The following is a 14,135-nucleotide window of genomic DNA, read 5'->3' as shown; positions in this document are numbered from 1 at the left end:
CAGATGTAATGTAGATTTTGCTTATTACTCTTAATCTGCAAATTCTATCTGAGCAGTCATAATTTTAAAACTTAAAGACCTGCATTCTAACAGATTTTTATGAATTTCATAGTTACGGGCGGTGCAGGTTTTATCGGAAATCATCTGGTAAAACTGCTTGTTGACAAAGGGCACAGGGTGGGCGTGATCGACAATCTATGCTCTGGAAATCTAAAAAACCTTTTGCCAATAATTAACAAGATAGAATTTTACAAAACCGACATACTCGACTATGAAAAGTTAAAAGAAATTGTGAAAGATGTTGATGGAATATTCCACCAAGCAGGGTTAACTGACGTTCAAGAATCTTTTGCAAACAAAGAACTGTATTACAAAGTTAACGTTCTTGGAACTGAAAACATACTAAAACTTGCAAAAGAATTTGGGTTCAAGGTGGTTTTTGCCAGTAGTGCAAGCGTATATGGTAATGCATCCAAGATACCAATATCAGAGGATGCACAAAAAAACCCGCTCAATCCCTATGGTCAAACCAAGCTAGAATGCGAAAAGCTTTGTGAAAAATATGCCAAGCTTGGAGTTAGAATAACAGTTCTAAGATACTTTAACGTATTTGGACAAGGCCAGAACAAAGCCTATGCAGGCGTAATATCAAAATTTTTGGAAAATCTTGCTAACAAAAAACCTCCAATTATACATGGAGATGGCAACCAGATCAGAGATTTTGTATCTGTAGATGATGTGGTAAGAGCAAACCTTTTAGCTATGCTAAGTGATAGTCAAGGAACTTTTAACGTGGGATCTGGCACAGCCATATCAATAAAGGATCTGGCTGATATGATGATTCGTATGTCTGGGCTTGATATAAAACCCACATACGATGACGCACTAGAAGGTGATGTAATGCAAAGTCAGGCAGATATTGCCTTGATAAAAAAATTGAACTGGAAACCACAAACCAGCTTGGAAGAATGGCTAAAACATGTATTTGATAGCGGCGTTTTGATGCTAGAAACTAAATGAATCTAATACCTTAAAAGATATGCTACTTGATTTGATCTTGTGAGGATTCTCATAATTTCGCCAACACAAACAGGAATTGGAGGAATCGCACAGCATGTTTCAGGTCTTGCAAAATATCTAAAAAGCATGAACTATGATGTAGATATAATATCGTCAGAGAACACGTTTACCATTCCTATTAAGGGATTGCGTAATCCAAGCTTTATGTTATCATCATATTTGAAAACAAAATTCAAAAAAAAATATGATATAGTGCACGCTCATAACGTCCCTGCTGCACTTGCTATGAAGAACATATATGGAAAGAAAGTCCTTACACTTCACGGAGTATTTTCAAGACAGATTGATGAGATTCATGGTAAAACCACAGGTACAATCTCGGAAAAATATGAGAGGGATGCACTTGGGTGGGCCGATATAGTGACCGTAATATCAAAGGAAGCATTCGACTTTTACTCAAAGATGGTAACTAATATCAAACAAGTGCCTAACGCAATTGATGTAAAATCACTCCCACAAAATGTGGATAGACTTTATGAAAAACAGATCATTTTTGCTGGACGCCTCTCAAAGGAAAAAGGTATAGATACATTAGTAAAAATTGCTAGAATGTTACCTACAGACATACACTTGATTGTATTGGGTTCGGGTCCAGAGGAGGCAAAGATGCGCGATCTTGCTGAAATACAGAACAACGTACACTTTCTCGGGTATAAGTCAAAAGAAAAGACAATTTCATTGATACGGGGATCAGATATTCTGATTCAACCGTCATTGGCAGAAGGAATTAGCACGACAATCCTAGAGGCCATGGCATGCGGCACTGCAGTGGTAGCCTCAAACGTAGGCGGTAATGGTGAAGTAATCAAGAATGGCATTACTGGATTTTTGTTTGATCCTCATAACTATGAAGAATTTGTCCGCAAAATAACAGAATTACTATCTGATAAAAAAAATACAATTAGTATTATAAATAATGCAAAATCTGAAGTTGAAAAATATGACTGGAGCCACGTTGGAAAACTTTACCTAGATATCTATGAATCTGTCCTAGACCAATCAAAATATCAAAGATCTGATCGACAATTATGAAACTAGCTTTTGTGTTGGGAACAAGACCTGAGATCATCAAGATGGCTCCCATCATCAACAAAACAAAGAAAAATGAAAGTGTGGTCATCTATACTGGACAACATTATGATTTTGACATGAGTTTACGATTCATCGAGGAATTGGGTATGAGAGAGCCAGAATACAAAATGAAGCTCACAAAACTCCAAAATACAAACACTGATAGAGCAACACAAACTGGTGAAATAATACTAAAGCTTGCAAAAATCCTATCTGAAATTAATCCTGACACAGTGCTAGTCCAAGGTGATACTAACACTGTTCTTGCAGCCGCTATAACTAGCATAAAATGTAATATCCCTGTGAGTCACGTGGAGGCAGGATTACGTAGCTATGATTGGAGAATGCCAGAAGAGCATAACAGAATTGCAGTTGATCATATCTCAGAATGGTTATTTGCTCCCACCATCAAAGCAAAAAAGACTCTACTTGATGAGAAAGTACACGGAAAAGCCTATGTAACTGGAAACACTTCAATTGATGCGGTAGAGCAAAACATTGCAAACGCACAAAAGAAGAATAAACTTAACGTTCTCAATGGCAAATTCATTCTGGCAACCCTGCATCGAGGGGAGAACGTAGATGACAAAACAACGCTTTATTCAATAATGAAGGCGCTCATGGACTCACCATTGAGAGTTATTCTTCCTGCGCATCCAAGAACTGTGCAAAGATTACGACAGTTCGGTATGCTTGAGAAAATAAAGAGTTCAAAGACAGTCTCATTAATTTCCGCAATAGGCTATTTTGACATGCTTTATCTTTTGAAAAAATGTGATTTTATTGTAACTGACTCTGGGGGTATACAGGAGGAAGCAACTTCACCTAAGATTAGGAAAAAAGTACTAATCACAAGAAAGACAACGGATAGGCCCGAGGGATTAGAAACAGGGCATTCAGAACTCGTAGGTGTTGACACACAAAGTATACTGAGAGCTATAAAGAGAACTGTAGATAACCCAAAGATAGTAGTAAGGTCAAGTCCGTACGGGTCTGGTAATGCATCAGAAAGAATTCTAAATATTCTGAAAGATCGTCTTGGTTAGGATTCAATCCTGTCTAGTCTATACAATCCCTCTATGGCAAATTGGACTGGCCAGATGGGTACCTTATCGAGCAATACAGTGACATCGTCAATTTGTTCATATTCGATTATCCTACTTTTGATACGCTCTTTTGCATACATTATGTTTTTTTGTATACTACTAAATTTTTTGTTTGGATATATCCAGTAAAAACCGCCTGAAAAGTTACCTTCGTTTATCTGATTTTGAGCAAGCCATTGTCCAGCATTCCTTGCTGCTTCAAGATATCTGCGGTCGTCAGTTTTTTCGTACATGAGCGTAAATGCGCACAATGCCTGTCCAGCTGCGGGTGACTGTTGGTGCCAGACACGCTTATTCCCATGATAATAAGTGTAGAAGCCACCGTTAGAATCCTGAACCCTTAACATCCACTGCGCACATTTTTTGTAAGTATCAAAACTGGTATTCACTCCAATATCCTCCAATTCTGCAAGCGGATAGCCCATGAGATTGTAAAGTGGATAGATTGTAAAGTGTGAATATGCAGTAGTGTTATACTTTTGTTTTTGCAAATGATAAAAGAATGGAAAAAAACCTTCATCAGTTTGTGAGCTTATAGCCCATCTAATCGACTCAAAAAGCTCATCTTTTTGCGTAGGGGTGAGCTCAAACTCGTCTTGGAATTTTAAGAGTATGAATGGGATACAGATGGACTCATACGGAAACAGCTTCTGAGATGGTTTACCGGCACTGTAGAATTCGTTAAAACCAATGCATGAATTTCCTTTTTTTACACTATTGCGAAATAACCAATCTTTGATGTGAACAGCACTTTCCTTAAGGCGAGGGTTTTTGGTATGTTTGTATAGCTCACACAACGCGCCTGCACATACTGCGTTTGGATAGGCGTGAAATGTCGGAAAGTACTTGTCTTGGGCAGGATAGTATCTGTCGTAGATTGCTCCTCCTATATTTGGCTCGTTATAATCAATTTGGGCCTTTATGATGCAATCAGCTGCATCATGCGCCAGATTCAAAAAATGTGGTTCTCCATACCATTGATTTAACTTCAACAAAAGATTGATTCCATATCCTGTTATCTCATAAAAAATGAATGGCTCATCAGTCTTTCTTAGCGGCTTGACTGTATTCTGGAATCCAAAAAATCCTCCACGTGCTCTGGTTTTTGAATCGTCAATACACAATGAACTCTGCAGAAATCTAATGCATTTTTCTAATGTGTTCTTAATATCTATCATAGCTGTAAGCCCTTCATACCTATAATATATTAGGTTGGGAAATTCCAAACAAAAATGATGTCAGAAAAATATCGTTACCTTCTCGAACTGATTGAGAGTAAGAGGGCAAAACTAGGTATAATAGGTCTTGGTCAAGTGGGTCTTCCGACAGCACTAAGTTTTGCAGATGCGGGATTTAGCGTAACTGGAAACGATGTAAACAAGAATCTCCTAGATGGCTTAGCTAAAGGTGCAATACCATTTGAGGAAGAAGGGCTAGCAGATCTTTTACATAAATGTCTTCAGAACAATAAATTTCATACAGTAGAGAGGACAGAAGAGCTAATCAGGGAATGTGACGTGATTATTGTCTGCGTTCCAACGCCACTTACAGAGCATGTAAGACCTGACATGTCGTATCTTGAAGACATAATGCAAATTCTTGCAAACAGTTTCCTTGAAGGAAAATTGGTAATAATTGAAAGCTCCATTCCGCCAGGCACATTTGAGGACATGATACTTCCACATCTACAAAAGAAAAACATGTTGGGGGATAATGTATGGGCAGCATTTGTGCCGGAAAGACTTGCTCCTGGAAGCGCCACAAGAGAAATACGCACAACCCCAAGAGTGATAGGATTCCATGATATTGCTTCTGGTCATTTAGCACAATCCTTGTACAAAAAGATGATTAGCGGACAAGTAATAACTACGGATGTAAGGATCGCAGAGATATCAAAACTGGTAGAAAATACATATCGAGACGTAAACGTGGCACTTGCAAACGAGGTGAGCTTGATCTGTGAAATATATGGAATTGACTTTAAGGAGTTACAGACAGTATGTAATTCGCATCCTAGAGTAAACCTTCACAGTGCAGGACCGGGAGTTGGTGGACCATGTCTTCCAAAAGATCCATATCTATTATTGAATCCACATGGAGGCAATACAATCGAATCCAAGATTATACAACATGCCAGAAACGTCAATGATTCTATGCCAAGACGTGTGGTTGATCTGATTGCGTCCGGATTATCATTTCACGGAAAATCACTATCTGATTCAAAAATAGGAATATGGGGAGTTGCGTATAAGGCAAATGTCAGCGACACTAGGTTCAGCCCAGCTAAGATGGTAATCTCAGAGCTGATTCGACAAGGCTCACATGTGATTGTATTTGATCCTTATACGCAGGAAAGCTTCGGGGGTACAAAAGTGTCCGACATGTGGGGTGCTGTAGAAGGAAGTGATGCTCTGGTGATTATCACAGATCATAATACTTTCAGGAACGCAGATCTTGATTCAATCAAGAGCAAGCTTTCTACTCCTGTAGTGGTAGACACCAGAAGAATGTTTGATGGCAATCTGGCACGTTCAATATCGCTTACATATCTTGCAATTGGCTATCCGGGGTTGAGAAAGTGAGTCAAAAGCGCAGTAATCTAAGCTCTATCCGCGGTTCCACGGTATTGGTAACTGGTGGGAACGGCGCAGTGGGATGCAATCTCGTAAGGCGTCTACTTGAGCTATCCTGTAACATTGTGGTATTGGATGACTTTTCACAGAGTAAAAAAGGAAATCTGCCTCTAGATAAAAATATCAAGATTATACGTGGTGATATTGCTGACGAGAAAACCCTCAACAAAACATTCGCTACCAGATACGATTACATCTTCCACCTTGCTGCGCGCTTTGCAAATGAGATGTCCGTTTTGAACCCGATTGAGGATTTGAGGGTAAACATACAAGGAACTCTACAGCTGCTTTTGCACGCCGCAAAACAAAAAACAACAAGATTTTTGTATAGTTCTTCTTCATCCCTTTACGGACCGCAAAAAGAGAACGTCTTTACAGAAACACTACGACCAAATCCTTCGACACCATATGCTGTAAGCAAGCTAGCGGCAGAGTACTATTGTAGTGCAATAAAGAAGACCTGTGGAATTGATTATACAATAGTGCGACTGTCAAACTCTTACGGTCCGTTTGATCCACCAGGAAAATTTCGTAACGTAATTCCAAACTTCTTTATGTCTGCGATGCATAACAAACATCTTACAATCACGGGTACTGGAAGGGAGACACGAGATTTTACATTTGTAGGTGACACAGTACAAGGAATACTTCTAGCTATTACTGAGCCGAAGGCAAAAAATGAAACATTCAATCTTGGTACAGGTAAGGAGACTTCTATATTGTCAATAGCAAAACTGATTATGCGGATCACTGATAGCAAGTCAAAAATTGTTTTCAAACCAATGAGAAGCTTTGATCATATTAAAAGACGCAGAATGGATATCAGAAAAGCAAACAAGATTCTTGGGTACAGACCAACAACATCAATTCAAGATGGATTGAAGATGACATACGAATGGTTTCAAAAACAGCATTATGATTAAACTCCTAGTTATTTGCAACGTGGATCTCACCCAAAAATGGGGAGATTATGTTAGAGTATTTTCACTGATGAACAATTTACGCGACGAAGGAGTAGATGTTTTTGTTCTTATAGTGAGACCAGAATATGCATCTCCCAGAATTAAAAGAACTCAAGAAGATGGGGTGAATGTTATACAAATACACTCACCATTACGCTTTCTTGGGAATAAAAGAATTTCAAGACATATTCGGTACTTATCCTGTTATCCACTAATATCCAAAATTGCTTCTGAATTAATTGAAGAACATGGAATAAGCCATGTCTATTCATACATGCCAGGAACCGGCAGCTCAGGCCCTGCAATGAAAATTAAAGCAAGACACAAAATCAAATTCATTTTGGATCTTGCAGACATGTATTCGATGATTAAACCACAATTGATTGTTAATAAATCATTCAAGGAAGCTGACAAAATCATTGTGATTACCAAATACTTAATGGATGATCTTCTTAAACGCGGAATACCTAAAGAAAAAATATTTCAGATACCTAATGGAGTAGATCTTGTAGTTTTTGATCCTGATAAACATCTGCACACCATTAATAAGATTCGTTACGATCTTGGAGCTGAACAATTAATCGTTTATTCCGGTGCGTTACAGGATCTCAATATGGTTATTGATTCTGCACCGCTTGTAAAAGCAAAATTTCCAAATGTTAAATATCTAATAATAGGAGATCACAGGGATCCATTAAAATCGAAGTCAGTATGGGAGAAAAAAATTCATGAAAAAGGCATATCTGACTGTTTTATCTTTCTTGGTAGAATACAACGGGACAAAATACCGCCATATCTGACGGCAGCAGATGTGTGTATAGACTCCTTTCCAAATGAACCCTATTATGCAGCTGCTCACCCCATAAAACTTCTTGAATATGGGGGGTGCGGTAAGGCGGTTGTTGCGACAAGAATTTCTGAGACAGCCAATATAATAAAACATGGAGAATTTGGACTCTTGGCAGAATCAGGAAATGTAGAAGAGTACGCATCCTACATAATCAAATTACTGAACAATCCTAGTAAAACAAGAGAAATGGGTCGTAATTTTCAAGAATACGTGCAACGTGAGTTTGATTGGAAGATCCTTGCAAAAAAACTAAAGCAAATACTTGAAATCTAGTTTCTCTTTCTTGCTTTTATTACAAGAGTTGTTTTAAGGATGAGGAACGAATCTAGAATCTTTGAGTTCCCACCAATGATTCTAATTTTTTTTCCAAGTATGGATATGATTACATGTAGAGTGACACAATTATTGTCCGCTTTTGTTGACAGGGATATTGTCCTATCTAAATCAATATCTTCTGCCTCTTTTTGTTGAAATATTTTCTGTCATTGTATATGGATGCTGGTGTCTTCCATCCAAGCGTGTGGTTCTTGCTCCAGTGATTGTATCTCCTGTCAAACTTTCTGAGCTCAGCCCTAAAGTGTGACAGTGATGAGAACCTTACCTGTGATACCAGTTCCTGCCAGAGAATGCTGTGGTACCTTTCTATCTTGCCTCTGCCGCGCGGATGGTACGGCCTTCCGTAGACTAGCCTGATGTTGTTTTTGGCAATCTCCTCCCTGAACTCTTTTGCGGTGAACTGCCTTCCATTGTCCAAATAGATCTGACTTGGAACCCTTCCTTTTTTCAGCGCATGATATAACGCGTTGATTGATTCCTTCTTGCTTTTGCTCAGGTATGCCTTGGATATTATGCGGTATCGCGAGCGGTCGTCAGTGAACCCTGTCACATACATCTTTCCCGTGCCTGAGATGCGGAACTGAAACGTGTCGCCCTGCCACATCGAATCCACATTTCTTCTCTGGAAGCATTTTGATGGTTGCGGTTTTGTCTTGGTTCTTACAAGCATCTGATGCCTTTGATGATGCGGTGTACTGTCCTCCAATGGCAGGGAAGATCATACTGGTACTTGATTCGTCTTGCGCCCCAGGACGGATGTCTTTGCTTGAGGCTTACTATCTTTTGTTCAAGATTCTCAGATATGGAGCCAATGCCTTGTTTTGGACCGGGTTTTTGCGGATGTAATGCTTGCGGTCCTTTGATGTCATAGTCACGAGTCCACCGTCTCAGCGTTCTGTCAGATACACCACACATCGTCGCTATCTCCTCGGCGGTTTTGTTTCCTCCAACATAATGCATGACAGCCCTCCAGCCTGGTTTCAAATGTTGATTTTATCATGCCTTGGGGTAATTACAAGGCGTGATAAAGCGGACAATAACCCTGGCACGTTAAGCAGACATTATCTCTGGCACTCTACAACCAGTTTCCTAGCATATGATTGATACACCTGCGGTTTTGTCTTTCCCTCACCAGTTGTAGTATAGGGAATCCAATATGCAAAGAAGCACATCACAACTAGTACTATTGAGAGCATTAATGCAGGACTGGAGTAACATTCGTCATGATCTGGAGGATACTTTCCATCAAGAAGGTTCCTTGATGTGAACTATTTTGTTCAGATTGCAAACCGCAACGATTCCTAGATGAGAAAGCCGGTTGCAGCTGTTCGTGCAAGCAATTATGAAATAAGGCAGATTCTTACCATGAGGTACGAGATACCCCGAGGAGATTGAGGCATGAAAGAATATGTGGAATGTCACAGAGAATCATGTTACACACACAATTTTTAGGGGTAGCCATAGATGGAATCGGCTGTTTATGTATAGTATCAGCCAAGTGGTCCTACCAAGATAACCTACCTCTGGGGATCGTATACGTTGGTTGTTATGATGCATACACTCAGCGGTACTGCAATCTTTCCTGTCCTGCAGGCCATGTCAACTTGTATCCAAACATTCATGCCTTGGATTTTGAGAACCCCACACACATTTCTTGCATCAACATCAATGTCTGATGTAGAGGAATTCTCCCATACATCGTCTGTGCGATATTTTGTTTTTCGCTCACTCCCAGTTTACAAGTCGCCTTTGTACAGGGCGGTAAAACATCTACTCTCAGGTCATAATTGGCATGGACTTGGCTTTACTAGGGAAAAAATTTTGTATAATGACTACAGGGCATTGTAATTTCAACATTCATTTAAAGTCAGAATATTTTTTGTACCAATCCACAGTTTCTGCTAAACCGAATTTTACCGATGTAGGAGGTTTTTTCCCAAAGGTTTGTTCTAACAAGGTAGTATCAGCAACAAAGTTCGATATTTCTCCTGCTCTTTGAGGTTTTTTTTCAATCGACGGATTTTGTTTAAGTAATTCATAAATTATTTTTACTACGTCAATTATTGCTGTTGGCTTACCAGTTCCCATGTTTAATATCTTATTATCAGCCCTACTTGATTTGATAGAATCTTCAAAAAAAGAAACGACGTCTTTTACATAAACAAAATCTCTTGTTTGCATTCCGTCTCCGAAAATGGTAACTGGCTGATTCTTCAAAATCCTTGATATTATATTTGGTATAAGACCATTTAGCTGATGTGGTCCATAAATGTTAAAAAACCTAAAAATTACAAAATTCAGTCCGTATAACTCCTTGTAAATTCGTAGATAGTGTTCAGAAGCTAATTTTGTAACCCCATATGGAGTTGTAGGAAAGGCATCATGAGTTTCAGGTACAGGATTCTTGACAGCTGTACCAATCATTGAAGACGCAGAAGGAAAAAGGATTTTTTTTACATTATTAATTCTACAGGATTCTAAAATATTTAATAATCCAATTATATTGATGTTAGCATTTTCTATTACATCGTTAAAAGAAGATACCAAATTATGAGCTATTAGATCGATGACAATATCAACATCTTTTAGTAGTCGTTTTACTTCATCGAATTTTCGTGCATCTGCCTTTACATAGTTTTTTCCTGTTCCCGAAATATAAGTATCAGAAGATATTACATCAAATTTTTCATCTAAATAATCAACCATGTTTTTACCAACAAATCCTTGGGAACCTAGAATAGCAATTCTCAATTATGAAACTTGATTTGGCATGATAAAAAAATGTTTCTTGATTACGAGGCTGCCTAGAAAACATCCACAATAAACACGAAATCATACACATTATATGACAGTTGTAAGCCAATACGCGGTACAGTAATTCTTTTTCCTTCATGACATCATTGTATGACAAGACCTCGGAGCCAAATCTCCTCTTCATTAGGAAAACCCAGTCTCACACTTGCTTCTCTGAAGATATGTAAAAGTCCTACACTAATTGTCTGTGGTTAGCTGACCACTTTAACACCATGATCCAAAGAGATCTTTTCTCTGAATGGGGCAAATCCGAGCTGCTATCAAAGTGAGCTTCGAGCTCTAATAGATGGATGCATGTTAATTCCGTTCTTCTCAAATGCATCATACGTCTTGAGCCAAAGGTTGCCAGTTGATTCGCATACAGCTATGCACGTGCCGTACTTTTTCACCATGGTACATGCAAACGACTCTGCATCTGCAAGCGTGTTTGGGTATGTTGTTTCTTCAAGTATTGTACCATCATAATCCATAATGCATACTACGCATTTCCTTTTTCCGATGTCAATTGCTATATGCTTCATTTTGTCACCTCCATTTCAATGTGGTTGGCTGTAAGGATCAAACTTGCCAATCCAATGAAGACAAAGGCAATTGCAGAAGCAAGAATAAAGACAGACACACTTGATGCAAGAACACTTGCACATCTGCTAAGAGCAGATCTTGTGGCAGAATGCTACATTGCTCCCCACGATGTCCGAGAGAGTAGGACGCTGTTGAGAGCGAGGACGGATCTTGTACGTGATAGGACCAGAATCAAGAACAGGATACATTCTCTTCTTGACAAATGCGATATCAAATTTGAGCATGACAACATATTTGGTGTGAGCGGAATGCAGCATTTAACAAATCTGAAACTTGCAGGAAGCGACCATCTGACATTGTAGCAGCATACAAGGCTGATGGAATTACTCAATTCAGAAATCAGTATGATCGGACAAAGAATAGCTTGCCAGGCAGCACAAAACGAATCAGTCAGGATTTTGATGAGCATGACCGGCATTGATTACTTTTCTGCAATGGTGATTGCATCCGAGATTGGTGACATACACAGATTTGATACACCGTCAAGACTGGTTTCATGGGCAGGTTTGTGCCCATCAGTACACCAGTCAGGAAGCTCGCTATACATGGGAAGAATGAAGCAGGGAAACAAAAAGGTAAACTGGATACTAACCCAAGCAGCACAAACATCGGCAAGGACTGATGAGAGGATGAAACAATTCTATCAAAGAGTAGTAAGAAGATATAGACACAGTATTGCAATTACACATGTTGCAAATAAGATGATTATCATCATATGGCACATGCTTACAAACAGGACGCTATACAACGAGAGAAAGCAGAATCTCTATGATGCAAAACTTAAGAGGATGCAGAGCGCAGTAAGATAGGCAGTAAAGAGAAGACAGTATGGCTGACACAGACAGACTTTTACATAGATGGGTATGTGATGCAATCAAAACTACGTCTCATCTGTTTTCTGTATCGTCCACGGATGCGATAAATAGGACAATCTTCCCGTTTCCTAACGGGAATAATTGACAGTATATGATGCTGTCGTATCATCTGGTGAACCCATTCTGCATCATATCCCATGTTCAGAACAAATATCCACGGCGTCGTAACAGTTACCATCCATTCCAGCATCTGGGGAAAATGTCTGACGTCGTGAGATATCGGATGGTGTTGAATTACAACAGCGCAGACCAGCTGTGTCTTCATATCAGAACTGGCAGACAGTTTTGTGTATGAACGTCTAATCTGAGCCCTCCATGTGTAGTATAGCGTACAGTGCCTGTCCTCAAATCCTGTTGCGTCTGCTCCTGCAAATATCATTCCAGGCTATATGATTCTGATGAACCTGCCTATTGCCACATGCAGTAAAATGTCGCTCAACTTGGAAGCTGCCTTTTGCAGTGTGGTATAATGTGGAATTGTATTCAGACCAAGCAAGTGTTTATTCCAGTAGATATTTTCAACCATTCAACAAATGACTCGTGGCTTTTTGACTCGTACTGCCTTAGTACAAGCATGAGGATATGCTGATGTACAGTAAAGATGTGGTTCGATCTTGGATTCAAATAAAGAGGAACCCTCATCTTTCTTAGGATCTGGCGCATCACTGCAATGATGCGCTGATATTTGTTTTTCATGGGATGTCATTATACCCTCACTGATCTTGATCTGTTGTGCTTTGTCGCACAATTCAACAAAATCCTGACACACCGATCTAATTGATTCCACCAAAATAGCTTTGGATCAGTGATCTCCTGACCGGTCACATGTATCACTGGAATGAATACAATGAGAAACTAGTCAGGAGAGGTGAGATTCTCATCTCAAAATACATCATCAAATCATGGAATAAAGAATTGCGGTAATGAACAGCAACAAAAGGGGCAGAAAATTACTCTACCCTGATTCCCTTATGAAAATGCTTGGGTATGTCCGGGTTTATTTCGGAGTATCATATCGCCAGACAGAGGGTCTGATCAGGACATACCATACAATACCGACAGTGCCTGACCACACAGTCATCCACAAAAGAATCAACAAACTCAAAATCCATCTGAACAGGCGCCCTGCAGGCAAAATCGAGTTGGTAGTAGATTCCACCGGAATCAAACTGACAAACAGGGGTGACTGGCTGACACAAAAATGGCAAAAGAAAAGAAAGGGATTCCTCAAGATACATGTAGGCGTTGATGTATCCACAAAGCAGGTCCTTGCCGTAAAAATAACAGATGAGCATTCCCATGACTCAAAGCATCTCAAAGGAATAGTAAGAGAATATGCAAGATTTGGCACCATTACAAAATTGCTAGGAGACGGTGCATTTGATTCAAAAGAGATATTCTCGTATCTTGATGAGAAAAATATCACGCCTGCGATTCGGCTCAAAAAATGCCATACCAAACGTAAAGGGGTGCTATGCACCAAAGATTGCCGTACTGGCAAAGTCAGATTATTCCAAATGGGCATCTAGCGTAAGCTATGGTTCCAGATGGATTGTAGAATTGCTGTTCTCCAGCATCAAGAGAATGTTCGGAGAGGAGGTTTGATCCAAGAAAAGGCGCAACATGATACAGGAATTGATGCTGAAAATATCATTATACAACTGGTTTGTGATGGTATAGAATAGTAGGGGAATTACTGGCAAGTATGGAATTATTGGGATTTGTGCGACAAATACGATCTGTTGGTATTGTGTAGACTACAAAACGGTCAAATTCTGATGATTTCTAGGCAGCCGATTACGAGTAAAATAAAAAAATTAGTTAAT

The 14,135-nt window shown here is 39.4% G+C and carries 17 protein-coding genes; 10 read left to right on the top strand and 7 right to left on the bottom strand.

Annotated features, from left to right (window positions below; genetic code table 11):
- Positions 1–99: 99 nt before the first annotated feature.
- From NITUZ_RS08325 to wecB, 3 genes are read left to right on the top strand one after another with little or no spacing between them, the layout of a single operon-like run.
- The gene (locus tag NITUZ_RS08325; protein ID WP_048197154.1) at positions 100–1,020 is read left to right on the top strand and encodes an NAD-dependent epimerase/dehydratase family protein; all 921 of its coding nucleotides are present in this window, start codon (positions 100–102) and stop codon (positions 1,018–1,020) included.
- A gap of 39 nt (positions 1,021–1,059) precedes the next feature.
- Positions 1,060–2,112, top strand: coding sequence for a glycosyltransferase family 4 protein (locus tag NITUZ_RS08320; protein ID WP_048197153.1), 1,053 nt, complete (start codon positions 1,060–1,062; stop codon positions 2,110–2,112).
- A complete protein-coding gene (wecB, locus tag NITUZ_RS08315; protein WP_048197152.1) occupies positions 2,109–3,197 on the top strand; it encodes a non-hydrolyzing UDP-N-acetylglucosamine 2-epimerase in 1,089 nt (362 codons plus the stop codon). Before NITUZ_RS08320 ends, wecB begins: the two co-directional genes overlap by 4 nt.
- Here wecB and NITUZ_RS08310 read toward each other — a convergent pair.
- Complete coding sequence (locus NITUZ_RS08310) at positions 3,194–4,381, bottom strand: prenyltransferase/squalene oxidase repeat-containing protein (RefSeq protein ID WP_155991547.1); 1,188 nt, start codon at positions 4,379–4,381, stop codon at positions 3,194–3,196. The genes wecB and NITUZ_RS08310 overlap by 4 nt on opposite strands.
- Positions 4,382–4,489: 108 nt before the next feature.
- On the opposite strand from NITUZ_RS08310, the gene NITUZ_RS08305 reads away from it, so the two are divergent.
- Genes NITUZ_RS08305 through NITUZ_RS08295 form a run of 3 tightly spaced genes read left to right on the top strand, consistent with a single transcriptional unit; the run spans position 4,490 to position 7,975 of the window.
- On the top strand, positions 4,490–5,839 hold the full coding sequence (locus tag NITUZ_RS08305; RefSeq protein WP_081844928.1) for a nucleotide sugar dehydrogenase: 1,350 nt from the start codon (positions 4,490–4,492) through the stop codon (positions 5,837–5,839).
- A complete protein-coding gene (locus NITUZ_RS08300) occupies positions 5,836–6,813 on the top strand; it encodes an NAD-dependent epimerase/dehydratase family protein (protein WP_177309488.1) in 978 nt (325 codons plus the stop codon). The genes NITUZ_RS08305 and NITUZ_RS08300 overlap by 4 nt, the downstream gene beginning before the upstream one ends.
- A gap of 19 nt (positions 6,814–6,832) precedes the next feature.
- Positions 6,833–7,975 carry a glycosyltransferase family 4 protein gene (locus tag NITUZ_RS08295; RefSeq protein WP_177309487.1) on the top strand — a complete coding sequence of 381 codons (1,143 nt, stop codon included), beginning with the start codon at positions 6,833–6,835 and terminating at the stop codon, positions 7,973–7,975.
- Positions 7,976–8,141: 166 nt separating this feature from the next.
- Here the strand turns inward: NITUZ_RS08295 and NITUZ_RS08290 are convergent, their stop codons facing one another.
- Together NITUZ_RS08290 and NITUZ_RS08285 are read right to left on the bottom strand one after the other, a co-directional pair.
- Complete coding sequence (locus tag NITUZ_RS08290; protein WP_211198876.1) at positions 8,142–8,744, bottom strand: DDE-type integrase/transposase/recombinase; 603 nt, start codon at positions 8,742–8,744, stop codon at positions 8,142–8,144.
- Positions 8,699–8,998: a helix-turn-helix domain-containing protein gene (locus NITUZ_RS08285; RefSeq protein WP_048197147.1), complete on the bottom strand. Its 300-nt coding sequence runs from the start codon at positions 8,996–8,998 to the stop codon at positions 8,699–8,701. Before NITUZ_RS08285 ends, NITUZ_RS08290 begins: the two co-directional genes overlap by 46 nt.
- Before the next feature lie 588 nt (positions 8,999–9,586).
- On the opposite strand from NITUZ_RS08285, the gene NITUZ_RS10060 reads away from it, so the two are divergent.
- Positions 9,587–9,886: a hypothetical protein gene (locus NITUZ_RS10060; protein WP_177309486.1), complete on the top strand. Its 300-nt coding sequence runs from the start codon at positions 9,587–9,589 to the stop codon at positions 9,884–9,886.
- Between the two features lie 9 nt (positions 9,887–9,895).
- Here NITUZ_RS10060 and NITUZ_RS08280 read toward each other — a convergent pair whose 3' ends face one another.
- Together NITUZ_RS08280 and NITUZ_RS08275 are read right to left on the bottom strand one after the other, a co-directional pair.
- Entirely contained in the window at positions 9,896–10,789 is an 894-nt protein-coding gene (locus NITUZ_RS08280; protein WP_048197146.1) for an NAD-dependent epimerase/dehydratase family protein, read from the bottom strand.
- A gap of 323 nt (positions 10,790–11,112) precedes the next feature.
- On the bottom strand, positions 11,113–11,373 hold the full coding sequence (locus tag NITUZ_RS08275; protein WP_081844925.1) for an IS110 family transposase: 261 nt from the start codon (positions 11,371–11,373) through the stop codon (positions 11,113–11,115).
- Between the two features lie 24 nt (positions 11,374–11,397).
- On the opposite strand from NITUZ_RS08275, the gene NITUZ_RS08270 reads away from it, so the two are divergent.
- Positions 11,398–11,736: an IS110 family transposase gene (locus NITUZ_RS08270; protein ID WP_177309485.1), complete on the top strand. Its 339-nt coding sequence runs from the start codon at positions 11,398–11,400 to the stop codon at positions 11,734–11,736.
- A 42-nt stretch (positions 11,737–11,778) separates the two neighbouring features.
- A complete protein-coding gene (locus tag NITUZ_RS08265) occupies positions 11,779–12,243 on the top strand; it encodes a transposase (RefSeq protein WP_177309484.1) in 465 nt (154 codons plus the stop codon).
- Between the two features lie 40 nt (positions 12,244–12,283).
- Here NITUZ_RS08265 and NITUZ_RS10055 read toward each other — a convergent pair whose 3' ends face one another.
- Positions 12,284–12,688, bottom strand: coding sequence for a hypothetical protein (locus NITUZ_RS10055; protein ID WP_155991541.1), 405 nt, complete (start codon positions 12,686–12,688; stop codon positions 12,284–12,286).
- 6 nt (positions 12,689–12,694) lie between these two features.
- Positions 12,695–12,835, bottom strand: coding sequence for a hypothetical protein (locus tag NITUZ_RS10050; RefSeq protein WP_155991537.1), 141 nt, complete (start codon positions 12,833–12,835; stop codon positions 12,695–12,697).
- Between the two features lie 397 nt (positions 12,836–13,232).
- Here NITUZ_RS10050 and NITUZ_RS08255 point away from each other — a divergent pair, with 397 nt between their 5' ends.
- The gene (locus tag NITUZ_RS08255; RefSeq protein ID WP_048197141.1) at positions 13,233–13,838 is read left to right on the top strand and encodes an IS5 family transposase; all 606 of its coding nucleotides are present in this window, start codon (positions 13,233–13,235) and stop codon (positions 13,836–13,838) included.
- Positions 13,839–14,135: the final 297 nt, after the last annotated feature.

The sequence above is a fragment of the Candidatus Nitrosotenuis uzonensis genome, assembly GCF_000723185.1.
Taxonomy (GTDB): domain Archaea; phylum Thermoproteota; class Nitrososphaeria; order Nitrososphaerales; family Nitrosopumilaceae; genus Nitrosotenuis; species Nitrosotenuis uzonensis.
Note: the sequence above shows the minus strand (reverse complement) of the source record. Positions and strands in the feature narration are given on the sequence as shown.

Bases quoted from the DNA above. Each gene is read 5' to 3' on its own strand.
- wecB (WP_048197152.1), top strand. From the start codon at position 2,109: ATGAAACTAGCTTTTGTGTTGGGAACAAGACCTGAGATCATCAAGATG.
- NITUZ_RS08265 (WP_177309484.1), top strand. From the start codon at position 11,779: ATGATCGGACAAAGAATAGCTTGCCAGGCAGCACAAAACGAATCAGTC.
- NITUZ_RS08325 (WP_048197154.1), top strand. From the start codon at position 100: ATGAATTTCATAGTTACGGGCGGTGCAGGTTTTATCGGAAATCATCTG.
- NITUZ_RS08275 (WP_081844925.1), bottom strand. From the start codon at position 11,373: ATGAAGCATATAGCAATTGACATCGGAAAAAGGAAATGCGTAGTATGC.
- NITUZ_RS10055 (WP_155991541.1), bottom strand. From the start codon at position 12,688: ATGATATTTGCAGGAGCAGACGCAACAGGATTTGAGGACAGGCACTGT.
- NITUZ_RS08285 (WP_048197147.1), bottom strand. From the start codon at position 8,998: ATGCATTATGTTGGAGGAAACAAAACCGCCGAGGAGATAGCGACGATG.
- NITUZ_RS08255 (WP_048197141.1), top strand. From the start codon at position 13,233: ATGAACAGCAACAAAAGGGGCAGAAAATTACTCTACCCTGATTCCCTT.
- NITUZ_RS10060 (WP_177309486.1), top strand. From the start codon at position 9,587: ATGATGCATACACTCAGCGGTACTGCAATCTTTCCTGTCCTGCAGGCC.
- NITUZ_RS10050 (WP_155991537.1), bottom strand. From the start codon at position 12,835: ATGGTTGAAAATATCTACTGGAATAAACACTTGCTTGGTCTGAATACA.
- NITUZ_RS08305 (WP_081844928.1), top strand. From the start codon at position 4,490: ATGATGTCAGAAAAATATCGTTACCTTCTCGAACTGATTGAGAGTAAG.